Consider the following 16,487-nt stretch of genomic DNA (forward strand, 5'->3'; position numbering starts at 1 on the left):
GAGAAAAATAAAAGTCGCTGAAATTTTGGGCGCTGGCACATCTCTTGGAAATGTAAGCGGGACAATCTGGTCGTTTACAGGAGGTGGTTACGACAATGTTTGGATTTGGGAGGGTGAAAGCCCTGGCAGCAGTGAGTGCTCTGGCGATCGGTCTGACGACCGGTGCGGCACAGGCAGCGGATACGATCAAGGTCGGTATCCTGCATTCGCTGTCGGGCACGATGGCAATCAGCGAGACGACCCTGAAGGACGTCATGCTGATGCTGATCGACGACCAGAACAAGAAGGGTGGTCTGCTGGGCAAGCAGCTGGAGGCCGTGGTGGTCGATCCGGCGTCCAACTGGCCGCTGTTCGCGGAAAAGGCACGTGAGCTGATCGAGGTCAATGGCACCTCGGTCGTCTTCGGCTGCTGGACCAGTGTGTCCCGCAAGTCGGTGCTGCCGGTCTTCGAGGAACTGAACAGCATGCTGTTCTATCCGGTGCAGTACGAAGGTGAGGAAAGCAGCCGCAACGTGTTCTACACCGGTGCTGCGCCGAACCAGCAGGCGATCCCGGCAGTGGATTACCTGATGAAGACCGAAAGTGTGGAGCGTTGGGTGCTGGCCGGTACCGACTATGTCTACCCGCGCACCACCAACAAGATCCTGGAATCCTACCTGAAGGCCAAGGGCGTTCCGGCTGAGGACATCATGATCAACTATACGCCGTTCGGTCATTCCGACTGGCAGACCATCGTGGCCGACATCAAGAAGTTCGGCTCCGCTGGCAAGAAGACTGCCGTGGTCTCCACCATCAACGGTGACGCCAACGTTCCGTTCTACAAGGAACTGGGCAACCAGGGCATCAAGGCCGAAGACATCCCGGTCGTCGCTTTCTCCGTCGGTGAGGAAGAGCTGGCTGGTATCGATACCGGTCCGCTGGTTGGTCATCTGGCCGCGTGGAACTACTTCATGAGCATCGACACGCCGGAGAACGACGCGTTCATCTCCAAGTGGCATGCGTTCATCGGCAACGAGGACCGCGTCACCAACGACCCGATGGAAGCACATTACATCGGCTTCAAGATGTGGGTGCAGGCGGTGCAGCAGGCCGGCACGACCGACGTCGATGCCGTGCGTCAGGCCATGTACGGCCAGACCGTTCCGAACCTGACCGGCGGTATCGCGGTGATGAACACCAACCACCACCTGTCGAAGCCGGTCGTGATCGGCGAGATCCAGGATGATGGCCAGATCCAGACGGTCTGGTCCACGGATGGTGTCGTCGTTGGCGATGCCTGGTCCGATTTCATCCCCGAAAGCGCCAAGCTGACGGCTGACTGGACCTACCCGTGGGTGTGCGGTGGCTGCGAGAAGCCGACGTACTGATCCACGTGATCTGACGGAAGGGGTGGCGGCTGCCGGTTTCTGCCGAACCGGCCGGTCGCCACCCCGACCATCTGAACGAATGCCGACGAAGACCTTACCCCCAGTTTCTCCATTGCCAACAAGCGAGACCGGCGCATGATTGCCCGCCTTCTCGCCCTGATGATCGCGCTCTGCTGTGGCCTGCCGGCTCTCGCAGCGGACCCGGATGATCTGCCAGGGCTCATTGACCAGCTTCATACGCGCGACTACGCCGCGATGGAGCAGACCGTCAACGCCATTGCCGCAACCGGCGACCCCCTCGCTGTCGCCCCGCTGCAGGCCCTCTCGGACGGTGACCTCTACTACCGGAAATCCGACGACAAGGTCTTCATCGCCCGCAAGGCCGAATCCGGGACCGATCTGATCGATCCGCTCACCGGTGAGTTCGTCGAGAACGTGGGTCGGCGCGATGCGCGGAAGATCGGGATCAACAACAACATGCGCCGCGCGCTGCGTGGTGCGCTTGGCAGCCTGACGCTGCTCTCGCCTGATCCCTCCGTGCGTGCCGCTGCGGCCCAGTCCCTGTTCAAGAGCCCTGATCCGAATGCCGTCGAGGCACTTGGGCAGGCCATCGCGGCGGAAAAGGACGCGGCGATCCGCACCGCCATGGAGGAGGCCCAGGCGGCCTCCATCCTGCTGTCGGATCTCGATGACGCGACCAAGATCGCGGCAATCGAGTCCCTGGCGGACCGGGGCGGGCGGGATGCCATGTCCCTGCTGAAGGGTATTCCCGACACTGCCTCCGACCCGGTCAAGGCCGCCGCCGCCGACGGCATCGCCAGCATCGAGGCGGCGCTGGCTCTCTGGTCCACGGCGCAGAACATCTACTACGGCATCAGCCTCGGCTCGGTGCTGCTGATGGCAGCCATCGGGCTTGCGATCACCTTCGGCGTCATGGGGGTCATCAACATGGCCCATGGCGAGATGGTGATGCTGGGCGCCTACACGACCTATGTGGTGCAGGAAATCATCCGCAACAACGCACCGGGGATGTTCGAGTTCTCCCTGGCCATCGCGGTGCCACTGGCCTTCCTTGTCTCGGGTTCCGTGGGCGTCCTGATCGAACGTACCGTCATCCGCTATCTCTACGGACGCGCGCTGGAGACCCTGCTCGCCACCTGGGGCGTCAGCCTGATCATCCAGCAGCTTGTCCGCTCCATCTTCGGGCCGACGAACAAGGAAGTCGGCAATCCCGACTTCATGTCCGGCGCGGTGCAGCTCGGCGAGATGACGCTGACCTACAACCGTATCTGGATCATCGTCTTCGCGCTGGTGGTGCTGGCCATGCTGATGCTGGTGCTGAAGCGCACGCCGCTGGGGCTTCAGATGCGGGCGGTGACGCAGAACCGCCGCATGGCGGGCGCCATGGGCATTCGCACGGACCGCGTCGACGCGCTCACCTTCGGCCTCGGTTCCGGCATTGCCGGCATGGCGGGGGTAGCGCTGAGCCAGATCGACAACGTCAGTCCCAACCTTGGCCAGTCCTACATCATCGACAGTTTCATGGTGGTCGTCTTCGGCGGGGTCGGGAACCTCTGGGGCACGCTGGTAGGCGCGCTCAGTCTGGGTATCGCGAACAAGTTCCTTGAACCCTATGCAGGGGCAGTGCTGGCCAAGATCCTGGTGCTGGTGGCCATCATCCTGTTCATCCAGAAGCGTCCGCGCGGCCTGTTCGCGCTGAAGGGACGGGCGGTGGAGTCATGATCATGCGTGGCCTCGTCTTCCGTGCCTTCGACCGTGGCGGCATGATCTTCCTCGGCATCCTGTTCGGTCTGATCCTGCTGCTGGCCCTGTCCAACCTGCTGATGCCGGTGGGGCATGCGCTGCATGCGCCGACCTATCTGGTCAGCCTGATCGGCAAGTATCTGACCTATGCGCTGCTGGCGCTGTCGGTGGATCTGATCTGGGGCTTCTGCGGCATTCTCAGCCTGGGACACGGCGCGTTCTTCGCGCTCGGCGGCTATGCCATGGGCATGTACCTGATGCGCCAGATCGGTGACCGGGGCGTCTACGGCAATCCGGAACTGCCCGATTTCATGGTGTTCCTGAACTATTCGGAACTGCCCTGGTACTGGCATGGCTTCGACATGTTCTGGTTCGCGGCGATCATGATCGTCTTCGTCCCGGGCCTGCTGGCCTTCATCTTCGGCTGGTTCGCGTTCCGCAGCCGGGTCACGGGCGTCTATCTGTCGATCATCACGCAGGCCATGACCTATGCGCTGATGCTTGCCTTCTTCCGCAACAACATGGGTTTCGGCGGCAACAACGGTCTGACGGACTTCAAGGATCTGCTCGGTTTCGACCTGCAGAACGACGGGACACGGGTCGGGCTGCTCTTCGCCTCGGCGGCGGCGCTCGGTCTCGGGTTCCTGATCTGCAAGGCGGTCACACGCTCCAAGTACGGCAAGGTCATCACCGCGATCCGCGATGCGGAATCCCGGACCCGGTTCCTCGGCTATCGGGTGGACCGCTACAAGCTGGCCGTCTTCACCCTCTCGGCCTGCATGGCCGGTGTCGCCGGGGCGCTCTATGTGCCGCAGGTCGGCATCATCAACCCCAGCGAGTTCACGCCCGCGAATTCCATCGAGGTCGTGGTCTGGGTGGCGGTTGGCGGTCGTGGCACGCTCTACGGGGCCGTCATCGGCGCGATCCTGGTGAACTATGCCAAGACGTACCTGACCGGTGCCCTGCCGGAGATCTGGCTGTTCGCACTGGGCGGGCTGTTCGTCTTCGTCACCCTGTTCCTGCCGCGCGGCATCGTCGGTGCCATCAACGGCAGCGGTGACGGCGGGCCGTCGCCCATAATGACGAAGATCAGGAACTGGCGGGAAGCCCGCGCCATGGAGGGCCGGTCATGAACCAGTCCCTGAACATCTCCATGGCCGACAGCATCCTGTATCTGGATGGTGTCAACGTCTCCTTCGACGGCTTTCGTGCGCTGAACGACCTGTCGCTGGTGCTCGATGCGGGCGAGATGCGCGCGATCATCGGCCCCAACGGGGCAGGCAAGACCACGATGATGGACATCATCACCGGCAAGACCCGGCCCGACTCCGGTCAGGTGGTCTTCGAGGGCAGTGTCGATCTGACCAAGCATGACGAGGCGGCGATCGCCGAACTCGGGATCGGTCGCAAGTTCCAGAAGCCGACGGTCTTCGAGACCCAGACCGTGCACGACAATCTGGAACTTGCGCTGAAGGCGGACCGCTCGGTGCGTTCAAGCCTGCTCTGGATGCTGTCGAACGAGTCCAGGCGGCGCATCGACGAGATCCTGGGGATCACCCGTCTGGGCGATCACGCCAACGAGATCGCCGGATCGCTCAGCCACGGACAGAAGCAGTGGCTGGAGATCGGGATGCTGCTGGCCCAGGACCCGAAGCTGCTGCTGGTGGACGAACCGGCGGCGGGCATGACCGATGACGAGACCGCCGAAACCGCGCGCCTGCTGAAGGAAATCGCGGAGAACCATTCGGTGGTGGTTGTCGAACATGACATGACCTTCGTCCGCGATCTGGGTGTCAAGGTCACGGTGCTGCATGAAGGCTCCGTCCTGGCCGAGGGATCGCTGGACACGGTCAGCGCCGACAAGCGCGTCATCGAAGTCTATCTGGGGCGCTGAACCATGCTGGAAGTGAACGAAATCAACCTCTCCTACGGCGCCTCCCAGGCACTGTGGGGTGTTTCACTCACAGCGGAACCGGGCAAGGTGACCTGTCTGATGGGCCGCAACGGTGTCGGCAAGACCTCGACCCTGCGCGCCATCGTCGGACAGCAGGGCATCATGTCCGGCAGCATTGCGCTGGACGGCAAGCCGGTCGACCGGATGCGACCGTTCGAGCGGGCGCGGGAGGGGATCGCCTTCGTGCCGCAGGGGCGGGAGATCTTCCCCCTGCTGACCGTGCGGGAGAATCTTGAGACCGGCTACGCCTGTCTGAAGGCTTCGGATCGGCACGTGTCGGAGGAACTGTTCGACCTGTTTCCGGTGCTGAAGGACATGCTGGGTCGGCGTGGCGGTGACCTGTCGGGTGGTCAGCAGCAGCAACTGGCCATCGCCCGCGCACTGGTCACACGGCCAAGGGTGCTCCTGCTCGATGAACCCACGGAAGGCATTCAGCCGTCCATCATCCAGGACATTGGCCGGGTCATCAGCCTGCTGCGCGACAGGGGTGACATGGCGATTCTGCTGGTCGAGCAGTATTTCGAGTTTGCAAAGGAGCTCGCCGACACGTTCCATGTCATGGATCGGGGCGAAATCGTGCTCTCCGGCAAGGCTGACGAGATGAACGAGGATGATGTCAGAGCCCATCTCACAGTCTGAAACGGTGGAACCGGCGCCCACGGCAGGCCGCGCCGGTCCGCCCCGGTCGGTCGGTGTGGCCCGTGTCGCCTTCCTGGGGGTAGGCGCACGGACGGCGCTGGCCGACCTCCATCAACAGGGCTGCATGAAGGCCCGTCTGCCCAACTGCTATGCCGGTGATCCGAAGACGGCTGTGCTGATCAATACCGCGGGCGGTCTGACCGGCGGCGATGATGTTTCGACCGACGTGGCCTGGCAGGGATCCGCGATCGCCTGCGTCAGCACCCAGGCGGCGGAGCGGGTCTACCGCAGCTCCGGCGGTGACGCGCGGGTGCGCAACCGGCTGAAGGTGTCGAAGGACGCACGGGCGGAATGGCTGCCGCAGGAGACGATCCTGTTCGACGGCGGACGGATGAACCGCAGCACCGATGTCGATCTGGCCGATGGCGCGCGGTTCCTGGCCGCCGAAACCGTCATTCTGGGCCGCAAGGCCATGGGTGAGACGGTGGCGGAAGGGCTGGTGCGCGATCACTGGCGGGTGCGGCGTGACGGACGGCTGATCCTGCACGATGCCTTCGAACTTGGCGCGGCAATCCGTGAACAGCGCCTCCGGCCTGCTCTGCTGGGCGGCGCGGAGTCCTGGGCCAGCCTGATCCTGCAGGCACCGGCAGGGATGACGGAGATGCTGCTGGGCCTGATCCGGGACCTGGGCGGTGCGCACGCCGGGGCCACGCTGCGGCAGGGTCTTGTGCTGGGGCGTATCCTGGCGACCGACGGCGACGGCATGCGCGGCATTCTTGCCCGTTTGCTCCCGGCACTGCGACACGCAATCATGGGGCATCCGGAACGGCTGCCTGCGGTATTCCGAATCTAGGCGTTCCACGACGACGCGAAGGGGAGGCGACAGACATGAACCTGACACCGAGGGAGAAGGACAAGCTGCTCATCTCCGTGGCTGCCATGGTGGCCCGACGGCGGCTGGAACGCGGCGTGAAGCTGAACTACCCGGAAGCCATCGCCCTGATTTCCGACTTCGTGGTGGAGGGCGCGCGGGATGGCCGCTCGGTTGCCGACCTGATGTCGGCAGGCGCCACCGTGATCAGCCGCGATCAGGTCATGGAAGGCATCGCGGAGATGATCCATGACGTGCAGGTCGAGGCCACTTTCCCCGACGGGACCAAGCTGGTCACCGTCCACGAACCGATCCGTTGAGGGAGGGCAGCATGATACCGGGTGAAATCATTGCGGCTGAGGGCGAGATCGTCCTCAACGAAGGTGCCGAGACCGTGACGCTGTCCGTTGCCAACACCGGCGACCGGCCGGTGCAGGTCGGCAGCCACTACCATTTCCAGGAAACCAATCCGGGCCTCGAATTCGACCGGGAGAAGGCGCGCGGCATGCGCCTCGACATTCCGGCAGGGACCGCGGTCAGGTTCGAACCGGGCCAGTCCCGTGACGTGACGCTGGTGCCGCTGGCCGGGGACCGCCGCGTCTTCGGCTTCAATCAGAAGATCATGGGGGATCTCGACTGATGGCCTACAGGATCAATCGTGCCGCCTATGCGGACATGTTCGGCCCCACCGTCGGGGACAAGGTCCGGCTGGCGGATACGGAGCTGTTCGTGGAGGTGGAGGAAGACCGCACCATCTACGGCGAGGAAGTGAAGTTCGGCGGCGGCAAGGTCATCCGTGACGGCATGGGCCAGTCCCAGGTCTCCCGCGCCGGGGGCGCCGTGGACACGGTCATCACCAATGCGCTGATCGTCGATCACACCGGCATCATCAAGGCCGACATCGGCATCCGCGACGGACGCATCGTCGGCGTCGGCAAGGCCGGCAACCCGGATACCCAGCCTGGCGTCGACATCATCGTCGGTCCCGGGACGGAGGCCGTCGCGGGTGAGGGCAAGATCATCACCGCCGGTGGTTTCGATGCCCATATCCATTTCATCTGCCCGCAACTGATCGAGGAGGCGCTGACCAGCGGTGTCACCACCATGCTGGGCGGCGGCACCGGTCCGGCGACCGGCACCAATGCCACGACCTGCACGCCCGGCCCGTGGCACATCGGGCGGATGCTGCAGGCCTTCGACAGCTTTCCGGTCAATCTTGGCCTGTCGGGCAAGGGCAATGCCTCCACGCCGGAGGCGCTGCGCGAGCAGGTGCTGGCCGGGGCCTGCAGCATGAAACTGCACGAGGACTGGGGCACCACGCCCGCCGCCATCGACTGCTGCCTGTCGGTGGCCGACGAGATGGACGTGCAGGTGATGATCCATACCGACACGCTGAATGAATCCGGCTTCGTCGAGAACACCGTGGCGTCGTTCAAGAACCGCACGATTCATGCCTTCCATACGGAGGGCGCGGGCGGTGGCCATGCGCCGGACATCATCAAGGTCTGCGGCGAGCCGAACGTCATCCCGTCGTCCACCAATCCGACGCGCCCCTTCACGGTGAACACCATCGACGAGCATCTGGACATGCTGATGGTCTGCCATCACCTGGACAGCAACATCCCCGAGGACGTGGCCTTTGCCGAAAGCCGCATCCGGCGGGAGACCATCGCGGCGGAAGACATCCTGCACGACATGGGCGCGTTCTCCATCATCGCCTCAGACAGTCAGGCGATGGGCCGGGTGGGGGAGGTCATCATTCGCACCTGGCAGACGGCGGACAAGATGAAGCGCCAGCGCGGACGGTTGCCGGAGGAGAGCGGCGACAACGACAATTTCCGCGTCCGCCGCTATATCGCCAAGTACACGATCAATCCGGCCATCGCGCATGGCATGTCGAACCTGATCGGCTCCGTCGAGGTCGGCAAGCTGGCCGATCTGGTGGTCTGGACACCGGCCTTCTTTGGCGTGAAACCGGACCTGATCCTGAAGGGCGGCAGCATCGCCTCCGCCATGATGGGGGATCCGAACGCGTCGATCCCGACGCCGCAGCCGGTGCACTACCGCCCCATGTTCGCCAGCTTCGGCAAGGCGATGACCGCATCCTCCGTCACCTTCGTCTCGGGTGCCGCCCGGGACGCGGGTATCGGTGCCTCGCTGGGTCTGGCGAAGGAATGCGTTGCCATCGAGAACGTGCGCGGCGGCATCGGCAAGGCCTCCATGGTGCTGAACGACACGCTGCCCGATATCGAGGTGAATCCGGAGACCTACGAGGTGCGGGCGAACGGTGAACTGCTGACCTGCGAACCGGCGGATGTATTGCCGATGGCGCAGCGCTATTTCCTGTTCTGATGGGATTGCGCGCACACGAAGTACTGGAGGCCGGAACCTGGGACACCGCGACTGCGGTCGACCGCGTTGTTCTGGATATCGAGGATCGGCGTCGTCGGCGACTGAAACTCGAAGGCTGTGACGGCCTGTCGTTCGTCCTTGATCTGGCGCAGGTGCCGGACCTGAAGGATGGTGACGGACTGCGGCTGACGGACGGGCGGACGGTTGCCGTGCTGCCCGCGCTGGAGCAACTGACGGAGATCACCGCACCGGATGCCGATGCGCTGATGCGCATTGCCTGGCACCTCGGCAACCGGCATCTGCCGACGGAACTGGACGGCGACCGTCTGCGTATCCGCTCCGATCATGTGATCGAGGACATGGTGCGCGGCCTGGGGGGCGAGACCAGACATCTGTCCGCGGCCTTCACGCCGGAGGGTGGTGCCTATGGCCATGGTCCGGTGCATGGTCATGACCATGGCCACAGTCACGGCCATGCGCATGCGCACGATCACGACCATGACCATGCGGGCGACGATGGCGAACTGCTGCCCGAGGATATTGCGAATGCCGTCTGACGCGGACCTGCCACGGCTGCTGACCTGGCTGTCGCCGTCCTTTCCTGTCGGGGCCTATACCTACAGTCATGGGCTGGAGCGCGCGGTCGAACTGGAGCATATCCGCGACCGTGCCACCGCCGGTGACTGGGTGCTGGACCTGTTGACAGATGGTGGTGGCAAGTCGGATGCGGTGCTGCTGGCGGAGGCGTGGCGCGCCGTGACGGCCGGGGACAGCCATCGCCTGCACGACGTGGCGGAAGAAGCTGTTGCCCTGACCGCCACATCGGAGCTGGCGCTGGAGACGGAGGCACAGGGCAGGGCGTTCCTGACCGCCATTGCCGCAGCCTGGCCGACCCCGGCCATCGATGGGTTGCGGGCCGGTGCCGCGATTGCGCCGGTAGCCTATCCGGTTGCGGTGGGTGCTGCCGCTGCCGGGCACGGACTGGCGCTGCGGCCCGTCATCGTCGGCTATCTGCATGCCTTCGCCGCCAACCTGATCTCGGCCATTGTCCGGCTGGTGCCGCTGGGCCAGACCGACGGGCTGCACCTGCTGCGTCTTGTGGAACCGCGACTGGAGGCGCTTGCGGACGTTGCCATGGCCACGAGCCTGGACGAGATTGCCACCTGCTGCCTGGCTGCCGACATTGCGTCGATGCAGCATGAAACCCAACGAACGAGGCTCTTCCGATCATGACTGCATCCGCTTCACCCAATGGTCCGCTGCGCGTCGGCATCGGTGGTCCCGTCGGCTCCGGCAAGACGGCGCTGATGGAGCAACTGTCGAAGGAACTCAGCCGTTCCTTCTCTGTCGCCGCCATCACCAACGATATCTACACCAAGGAAGATGCGGAAATCCTGACCCGGACCGGCGCACTGCCACCGGAACGGATCATGGGGGTGGAGACCGGAGGCTGCCCGCACACGGCGATCCGGGAGGATGCCTCCATCAACCTGGCCGCCGTCGCCGACATGTGGGACCGCTTCCCCGATCTGGACGTGATCCTGATCGAGAGTGGTGGCGACAACCTGGCTGCCACCTTCAGTCCGGAACTGGCCGACATCACGCTCTATGTCATCGATGTTTCGGCGGGTGACAAGATCCCGGCGAAGGGCGGCCCCGGCATCACGCGCTCCGACATGCTGATCATCAACAAGACCGACCTGGCGGAGCTGGTGGGGGCTGACCTGGGGCGCATGGATCGCGATGCGGCCGCGCAGCGGGGCGACCGCCCCTATGTCTTCGCCCGGGTCAAGCATGGGGACGGCGTGGACACCATCCGGGACTTCGTCATTTCGCGCGGCGGTCTCTGAACCGGTCCCCGGGTGGGGGAGCGGTCTAGCTGACCTCCGCGACCGTGATCCAGGTGGCATATCCGAAGGCGACAACGGTCCCCTGCGCGTTGTGGACGGCGGTTCCGGCCCAGACCTTGCGGCCATCGCGTCCCATGGGCCAGGCGGTTACCGTGCAGGCCTCGCCCGCCGAGACACTGCCCAGCGTCTCGCAATGCATCCTTCCCAGCAGCATGTGGCCACCGGTCTGGCCGTACCAGGCCCAGGCGCCGGGGCAGTCGAGCGCGGCCAGCAGATAGCGCTTCGCAACCGTTCCCGACTCATCGGCGAAGTTGGCATGTGGCACCCAGGGCGCTGCCGCCATGTCGCGGCCTTCCACCGGGCCGGTGAAGACACGCAGGGCATCGCCGTCATCCCGTTTCGAGCCGCAGACGAAGCAGTGCGGGATGGGACTGTGGTCATGTCCGGGATAGCGCGCCGTGGCTGCGGCAGTCGCGGCCGGATCAGGACAGTCCGGCAGGTCCATCTGCTTTGCCGGGACGCCGCGTACCGTGGCGATCACGGTCTGGCCATCCATCATCGCGAAACCATCGTCCGTGGCGTTCACGTACAGCGGCTTCTCCAGGGGTGGCGGTGCCTTCAGCGTCACCTCCGCCGGGCCATCGATCAGTTCCGCCATCAGGCCGGTGACATAGCCGCCATTGGCGGATTGCGACGGTCCCTGGAACCGTCGGCTGATGATGATTTCTTGCACCCTGCCCTCCCCGAAGCATTTGTCTTGCGTGCGTGCTGCGGTAGTTTAGCGGCCAGGAACACCCTTGCGAAAGGCAGTGACGGACATGAGTGACCTGCATGGTGACCGGCGCAAGAGCGCCGTTGTCGACACGAATGCCCTGGAGTGGCAGGCCAGCCCGGCCCCGGGTGTCTGGCGCAAGCGCCTGGAACTGGTCGGCGACACGGAGAAGGGGATGGTCACCTCCATCGTCCGGTTCGATCCCGGTTGCGGGTTCCCGATGCACGATCATCCGCTGGGGGAGGAGGTGCTGGTTCTGGACGGTGTCTTCGCGGACGAGTTCGGCAGCTACCCGAAGGGAAGTTTCACGCTGCTGCCGACCGGGTCACGACACCAGCCGCAGACCGAGACCGGCTGCACCCTGCTGGTGAAGCTCTGCCAGTATCCGGGTGAGGAACGGCCTACCCGCCGCGTGGATACGACGGATGCCGACGGCTGGCACGAGACCGGACCGGGGCGGCAGCGTTTCACGGTCTTCGACGAGCCTGGCTACCCGGAGACGATCTACCTCTCCCGCCTCGCCCCCGGCACCACGGTGCCGCATCATGTCCATGACGGCGGGGAGGAAGTCTTCGTCATCGAAGGCGAGATTGCGGATGAAAACGGCAGCTACCCGGCCGGAACCTGGTTCCGTCTTGCGGACGGTACGGACCATGCGCCGAGGTCGGACGGCGGTTGCCTGCTCTATGTGAAGACCGGTCATTTGCCGAAGCAGGAGGCAGCCTGAGCATCATGGAAGTCGTCTGCTACACGGATGTGAAGAGCCCCTATGCCTTTCTCGCCTACGCCGAGACCTGTCGGCTGGAGGATGCCTGGGGCAAGCCTTTCATCTGGCGTCATCTGACCCTACATATCGATACCTATCTGGACGCGGTCGATGTCCGGACAGAGCACAACTGGCGCAAGGTGAAATACGCCTACATGGACTGTCGCCGACTGGCCAACCGTCAGGGGCTGACGCTTTACGGGCCAAAGAAGATCTTCGATTCACGCCCCGCCGGGATCGGCATGTCCTATGCCGACCGTCAGGGCCTGATCCGGCCCTACCTCGGTACGGCCTTCAGGCGGTTCTTCCAGCGCGATCTGGAAACCAGCGACCCGGAAGTGATCGAGGCGCTGCTGAAACAGATCGGTGCCGACACCACGGAGTTCGCGGCGTGGTACGAGGGCGAGGGCGGCAAGCTGCATGACGGGCAGCGCGCCGGAGCCGAAGCCGCCGGCGTGTTCGGCGTGCCGAGCATCACTCTGGACGGTGAGCTGTTCTGGGGCGGCGACCGCCTGAATCTGGTCGCCGAACGTCTCGAGCAGGCGCGCTGAACGGCTCAGGCAGAGTTCACGCAGCCGGATCGGAACAGCCCGATGCTCCTGCCCCCTCGGCAGCCTGTTCCCGGCGCAATATCTACGCCTTGGGTACGATCACCGCATCCAGTGCAACGCCGCCCTTTGGCAGCGCCACATAGGGGTTGATGTCGATGGAGGTGAACTGGTCGCCCTGCGCCGCAGCATAGACCGAAACCTTCGACAGGGTCCGGGCCAGATCGTCGAGATCGGCCGGTTCGGCACCACGCGCGCCCTGCAGCAGCGGCAGTCCCTTCAGCTCGCGGATCATCCGGTGGGCCTCCGCCTCGTTGAACGGGGCGACCCGGAAGGTCACATCCTTCAGCACCTCGACGAACACGCCGCCCAGACCGAACATCACCACGGGGCCGAAGACCGGGTCGTTCTGTACACCGATGATGGTCTCGACGCCCTTCGGAGCCATTGGCGCGACCAGAACTCCGTCCAGCGGTGTGTTGGGTTCGTGGTTGCCGACGGAACTCATGATCCCGGCGTAGGCCTCTGCCGCCTTGTCGGCGGTGACATTCAGACGGACACCGCCGATGTCGCTCTTGTGCTGGATGGCGCCCGAAAGCACCTTCATCGCCACCGGTCCGCCGATCTTGCGCGCGGCGGCCTCTGCCTCGGACGCATTGGTGGCGACATGAATGCTCGGGAACTGCAGCCCGGACTCCGACAGCAGACCGGCAGCCTCCGCCTCGTTCAGCGCGCCGGTCGGGATGTGCGACAGCACACCCGGTGCGTCCAGGCCATCGGCGCTGTTCGGCCGTTCCAGGCTCTCGCGGATGCGCGCCAGCGCCGCCAGGATATGCACGGCATCGTTCAGATCCTCGATCACCAGATAGCCGTCGTCCTCAAACTTGCGGCGGTTCTCCGGGGTGCACATCATGGACACGGCCATGATGGCATCGGGGTACTTCCGGCGGATGGCGGGGAAGATGTCCTTCAGCCCCTCCATGATGCGCGGGCTGAAGCCGACGGTGGAGAGGAAGATCACCGTCATGTCCACATTGCCATGGTCCAGCATGGCCTCCAGACCCTGCTGCAACAGGTGGAAGTCGTTGGTCGCGGTGGCGGTGACATCCACCGGATTGCGCGCGGCGGCATAGGGCAGGGCATCCTTCACCGCCTTCTGAGCGATGGCGGGCAGTTCCGGCACTTCGAGGCCCAGATCGGCGGCCGCGTCTGCGGCCATCACTCCGGCACCGCCGGAGACGGTGACGATCCCCAGCCTGCGGCCCTTCGGCAACGGACTGACCAGTGCCGCACCGGCGACATCCATCATCTCGTCCAGGCTGTAGGCGCGATAGACGCCATACTGGCGGAAGACCGCATCGAAAACGGCATCCGCGCCGGCCAGCGAGGCCGTGTGCGTCGCGGCGGCGGCGGCGCCCACCTCTGACGATCCCACCTTCATGCAGATCACCGGCTTGCCTGCATCGCGCGCCATCTTCAGCGCCGCGATCAGCCGCTCCGGATTCTTGCAGCCCTCCATGTAGGCGGCGATGACCTTCGTTTCCGGGTCGGTCGCACCGAAGGCGATGCAGTCAGCCACATCGACGTCGGATTCGTTGCCGGTTGCCACCCAGGTGCGGATGCCGAGTCCGCGCTCACGCGCTGCGACCAGGATATGGCCGCCGACAGCGCCGGACTGGGTCATGATGGTCAGGTGTCCGGGAACCGGCCAGCCATGGTCGAACATGGTGCTGAAGGTGCCGATGGCCCAACCCTGCGGCGTCAGGGTGCCGAGACAGTTGGGGCCGAGTACCAGCAGGCCCGAGCGGGCGGCGGTCGCGGATATCCGCTCCTGCCACTCATGCGCTTCCCCGCCGACCTCCGAGAAGCCTGACGAGAAGATGACACAGGACTTCACGCCCGCCTCCGCACAGGCATCGACCACGTCGGCAACGCCGGGGGCAGGGATGGTGATGATCGCCATGTCGATGGGCTGTCCCACCTCGCGGATATCCGAATAGGCCTTCAGGCCCTGGATCTCCGTCTCGCGCGGATGGATCGGATAGATCGGTCCCGCGAACTTCGCCTCCCGCATGTAGCGGATCGGGCGACCGCCGAACTTGTAGGGATCATTTGACGCGCCGATGACGGCAATGGACTTCGGATCGACCAGGGCGGTCAGGTCGCGGGGCTGCTTGGACATGCGGTATCTCTCGTTGGGGCGATAGCGACACTCATGGTGCCGTTATCCATAGACGTGGAACGCGGGCGACGATCAGGCGGCGATCTGCATGATCTCGGCGATGGAGGGGGCCGTCTCGATGTTCTCCAGCGCCGCGCGCAGTGCACCGGCGCGATTGTCACCGATCACCGGCTTGGCCAGGGCATCGAACTTGGCCCCGATGCGCTGTCCCTGCATGCTCACGTCGGCGGCGGGAATGCCGCTGTCGTGGCTTGCCTGCAGCCGTGTGCCATCCTTCAGGGTCACCGTCACGTCGGAGAAGGTGGCGGAGATGCCGCTGGTCAGATCGACCTGCACCCGGTCCCGAAGCGCCGTCAGGCGCGGGTCGGTGGCATTCGCCGCCGTGTAGTTGACCATGCCCGCCGTATCGATACCGGCCAGCGCGAAGGCCGTGGTCATGCGCAGCGAGAACTTGGTCTCCAGCCCCGTTGCGGGTTCCGCGATGTTGCAGACACGGTCCGCGCCCTTTTCCACCTGGATGGAGACGGCGGCGATCTCGTCCGCGGCAGGGGCGTGTTCGGCCCGGATCTGACGGCCACTCTCGATGGCGGCGTGGGTCAGGTAGCAGGCCGCGTGATACTTGAACAGGTTGTTGCGGACATGGAAGCCGCCACCCGGTGCGTCACCCACCGCTGCCTCCGGATTGAAGTGCTTCGAATGGGTCGCGGCGAAGCCCTGCTCGCAATCCAGAATGTCACTGCGGGACGTGAAGCCGCGCGCGGCCATGGTGGCGGCCATCAGACCGGCCTCCGTCGCCCGGCCAGCGTGGAACGGCTTGCAGTCGGTGCCGAACTGGCTCTTCAGCCCGGCGGCCATGGTTCCGGCAATGCCGAAGGCGCGGGCCATCTGGTCCGCATCCAGCCCCAGCAGGCGACCGCAGGCCGCCGCCGCCCCGAAGGTTCCCGCCGTCGCGGTGGAGTGGAACCCCATCGCATAATGTCCCGGCATCACCAGCGCCCCGACGCGACAGGCGGTCTCGTACCCGGCAACGAAGGCAGTCAGCACATCCTCGCCCGAGGCATCCAGCTTCTCGGCCAGCGCCAGCAGTCCCCCCGCCACGGCAACGGTCGCATGGCCGGAAAGGGTCATGTTCACATCGTCATAGTCGTGGGCATGACTTGCGGTGCCGTTGACCAGCGCGGCCTGCCGCGTCGACAGCCGCAGTCCGTGACCGATCAGGGTCGATTGCGGGTTGCCGCCCTGCTCCTCCGCCTCCGCCGTCAGCAGCGCCACACAGGGCTCATCCGCCCCGGCGATGGTCACGGCGAACCAGTCCAGCAGGCACTGCCGGGCAACCGCGCGCGCGTCATCGTCGATATCGTCGAGGTGCAGCCCGGCGGCCCGCGCCGCCAGAGCTGCCGTCACCTGTGTGCCGGTCATTGC

At 65.0% G+C, this 16,487-nt stretch carries 17 protein-coding genes; 14 read left to right on the forward strand and 3 right to left on the reverse strand.

The window, feature by feature from the left end; all coding sequences use genetic code 11:
• The first annotated feature begins 95 nt into the window (after window positions 1-95).
• The 12 genes from urtA to ureG all read left to right on the forward strand — a co-directional run bounded on the left by urtA (window position 96) and on the right by ureG (window position 10,797).
• A complete protein-coding gene (gene urtA / locus QGV55_RS03135) occupies window positions 96-1,367 on the forward strand; it encodes an urea ABC transporter substrate-binding protein (protein WP_348637636.1) in 1,272 nt (423 codons plus the stop codon).
• A 135-nt stretch (window positions 1,368-1,502) separates the two neighbouring features.
• Complete coding sequence (gene urtB / locus QGV55_RS03140) at window positions 1,503-3,110, forward strand: urea ABC transporter permease subunit UrtB (RefSeq protein ID WP_281018320.1); 1,608 nt, start codon at window positions 1,503-1,505, stop codon at window positions 3,108-3,110.
• Complete coding sequence (gene urtC / locus QGV55_RS03145; protein WP_348637658.1) at window positions 3,110-4,264, forward strand: urea ABC transporter permease subunit UrtC; 1,155 nt, start codon at window positions 3,110-3,112, stop codon at window positions 4,262-4,264. The genes urtB and urtC overlap by 1 nt, the downstream gene beginning before the upstream one ends.
• Before the next feature lie 14 nt (window positions 4,265-4,278).
• Window positions 4,279-5,025 carry an urea ABC transporter ATP-binding protein UrtD gene (gene urtD, locus QGV55_RS03150; protein WP_348637657.1) on the forward strand — a complete coding sequence of 249 codons (747 nt, stop codon included), beginning with the start codon at window positions 4,279-4,281 and terminating at the stop codon, window positions 5,023-5,025.
• 3 nt (window positions 5,026-5,028) lie between these two features.
• Window positions 5,029-5,724, forward strand: coding sequence for an urea ABC transporter ATP-binding subunit UrtE (gene urtE / locus QGV55_RS03155; RefSeq protein ID WP_281018317.1), 696 nt, complete (start codon window positions 5,029-5,031; stop codon window positions 5,722-5,724).
• A complete protein-coding gene (locus QGV55_RS03160; protein WP_281018316.1) occupies window positions 5,699-6,577 on the forward strand; it encodes an urease accessory protein UreD in 879 nt (292 codons plus the stop codon). Before urtE ends, QGV55_RS03160 begins: the two co-directional genes overlap by 26 nt.
• Before the next feature lie 35 nt (window positions 6,578-6,612).
• Complete coding sequence (locus QGV55_RS03165; RefSeq protein ID WP_281018315.1) at window positions 6,613-6,915, forward strand: urease subunit gamma; 303 nt, start codon at window positions 6,613-6,615, stop codon at window positions 6,913-6,915.
• 11 nt (window positions 6,916-6,926) lie between these two features.
• Window positions 6,927-7,235, forward strand: a complete 309-nt coding sequence (locus tag QGV55_RS03170; RefSeq protein ID WP_281018314.1) for an urease subunit beta — start codon at window positions 6,927-6,929, stop codon at window positions 7,233-7,235.
• Window positions 7,235-8,947 carry an urease subunit alpha gene (ureC, locus tag QGV55_RS03175; RefSeq protein ID WP_281018313.1) on the forward strand — a complete coding sequence of 571 codons (1,713 nt, stop codon included), beginning with the start codon at window positions 7,235-7,237 and terminating at the stop codon, window positions 8,945-8,947. The genes QGV55_RS03170 and ureC overlap by 1 nt, the downstream gene beginning before the upstream one ends.
• Window positions 8,947-9,504: an urease accessory protein UreE gene (locus QGV55_RS03180; protein WP_348637635.1), complete on the forward strand. Its 558-nt coding sequence runs from the start codon at window positions 8,947-8,949 to the stop codon at window positions 9,502-9,504. Before ureC ends, QGV55_RS03180 begins: the two co-directional genes overlap by 1 nt.
• The gene (locus QGV55_RS03185; RefSeq protein WP_281018311.1) at window positions 9,494-10,180 is read left to right on the forward strand and encodes an urease accessory UreF family protein; all 687 of its coding nucleotides are present in this window, start codon (window positions 9,494-9,496) and stop codon (window positions 10,178-10,180) included. Before QGV55_RS03180 ends, QGV55_RS03185 begins: the two co-directional genes overlap by 11 nt.
• Window positions 10,177-10,797, forward strand: coding sequence for an urease accessory protein UreG (gene ureG / locus QGV55_RS03190; RefSeq protein WP_281018310.1), 621 nt, complete (start codon window positions 10,177-10,179; stop codon window positions 10,795-10,797). Before QGV55_RS03185 ends, ureG begins: the two co-directional genes overlap by 4 nt.
• Before the next feature lie 25 nt (window positions 10,798-10,822).
• On the opposite strand, the gene QGV55_RS03195 is transcribed toward ureG, so the two are convergent.
• On the reverse strand, window positions 10,823-11,530 hold the full coding sequence (locus QGV55_RS03195) for a hotdog fold domain-containing protein (protein WP_281018309.1): 708 nt from the start codon (window positions 11,528-11,530) through the stop codon (window positions 10,823-10,825).
• Window positions 11,531-11,615: 85 nt separating this feature from the next.
• Here QGV55_RS03195 and QGV55_RS03200 point away from each other — a divergent pair, with 85 nt between their 5' ends.
• Both QGV55_RS03200 and QGV55_RS03205 read left to right on the forward strand, forming a co-directional pair.
• On the forward strand, window positions 11,616-12,296 hold the full coding sequence (locus QGV55_RS03200; protein WP_281018308.1) for a cupin domain-containing protein: 681 nt from the start codon (window positions 11,616-11,618) through the stop codon (window positions 12,294-12,296).
• A 5-nt stretch (window positions 12,297-12,301) separates the two neighbouring features.
• Window positions 12,302-12,886 carry a DsbA family protein gene (locus QGV55_RS03205; protein ID WP_281018307.1) on the forward strand — a complete coding sequence of 195 codons (585 nt, stop codon included), beginning with the start codon at window positions 12,302-12,304 and terminating at the stop codon, window positions 12,884-12,886.
• An 82-nt stretch (window positions 12,887-12,968) separates the two neighbouring features.
• Here QGV55_RS03205 and QGV55_RS03210 read toward each other — a convergent pair whose 3' ends face one another.
• Complete coding sequence (locus tag QGV55_RS03210) at window positions 12,969-15,065, reverse strand: acetate--CoA ligase family protein (protein WP_281018306.1); 2,097 nt, start codon at window positions 15,063-15,065, stop codon at window positions 12,969-12,971.
• 72 nt (window positions 15,066-15,137) lie between these two features.
• Window positions 15,138-16,484: an MmgE/PrpD family protein gene (locus QGV55_RS03215; RefSeq protein WP_281018305.1), complete on the reverse strand. Its 1,347-nt coding sequence runs from the start codon at window positions 16,482-16,484 to the stop codon at window positions 15,138-15,140.
• Between the last annotated feature and the right edge of the window lie 3 nt (window positions 16,485-16,487).

The sequence above is a fragment of the Minwuia sp. IMCC3009 genome (genome assembly GCF_029909415.1).
GTDB lineage: Bacteria > Pseudomonadota > Alphaproteobacteria > Minwuiales > Minwuiaceae > Minwuia.

Excerpts from the sequence above, each read along its gene's own strand:
- QGV55_RS03200 (WP_281018308.1), top strand. The coding sequence starts at position 11,616 with ATGAGTGACCTGCATGGTGACCGGCGCAAGAGCGCCGTTGTCGACACG.
- ureG (WP_281018310.1), top strand. The coding sequence starts at position 10,177 with ATGACTGCATCCGCTTCACCCAATGGTCCGCTGCGCGTCGGCATCGGT.
- QGV55_RS03165 (WP_281018315.1), top strand. The coding sequence starts at position 6,613 with ATGAACCTGACACCGAGGGAGAAGGACAAGCTGCTCATCTCCGTGGCT.
- QGV55_RS03210 (WP_281018306.1), bottom strand. The coding sequence starts at position 15,065 with ATGTCCAAGCAGCCCCGCGACCTGACCGCCCTGGTCGATCCGAAGTCC.
- QGV55_RS03205 (WP_281018307.1), top strand. The coding sequence starts at position 12,302 with ATGGAAGTCGTCTGCTACACGGATGTGAAGAGCCCCTATGCCTTTCTC.
- urtB (WP_281018320.1), top strand. The coding sequence starts at position 1,503 with ATGATTGCCCGCCTTCTCGCCCTGATGATCGCGCTCTGCTGTGGCCTG.
- urtA (WP_348637636.1), top strand. The coding sequence starts at position 96 with ATGTTTGGATTTGGGAGGGTGAAAGCCCTGGCAGCAGTGAGTGCTCTG.
- urtE (WP_281018317.1), top strand. The coding sequence starts at position 5,029 with ATGCTGGAAGTGAACGAAATCAACCTCTCCTACGGCGCCTCCCAGGCA.
- ureC (WP_281018313.1), top strand. The coding sequence starts at position 7,235 with ATGGCCTACAGGATCAATCGTGCCGCCTATGCGGACATGTTCGGCCCC.
- QGV55_RS03160 (WP_281018316.1), top strand. The coding sequence starts at position 5,699 with ATGTCAGAGCCCATCTCACAGTCTGAAACGGTGGAACCGGCGCCCACG.
- QGV55_RS03215 (WP_281018305.1), bottom strand. The coding sequence starts at position 16,484 with ATGACCGGCACACAGGTGACGGCAGCTCTGGCGGCGCGGGCCGCCGGG.
- QGV55_RS03180 (WP_348637635.1), top strand. The coding sequence starts at position 8,947 with ATGGGATTGCGCGCACACGAAGTACTGGAGGCCGGAACCTGGGACACC.
- QGV55_RS03170 (WP_281018314.1), top strand. The coding sequence starts at position 6,927 with ATGATACCGGGTGAAATCATTGCGGCTGAGGGCGAGATCGTCCTCAAC.
- QGV55_RS03185 (WP_281018311.1), top strand. The coding sequence starts at position 9,494 with ATGCCGTCTGACGCGGACCTGCCACGGCTGCTGACCTGGCTGTCGCCG.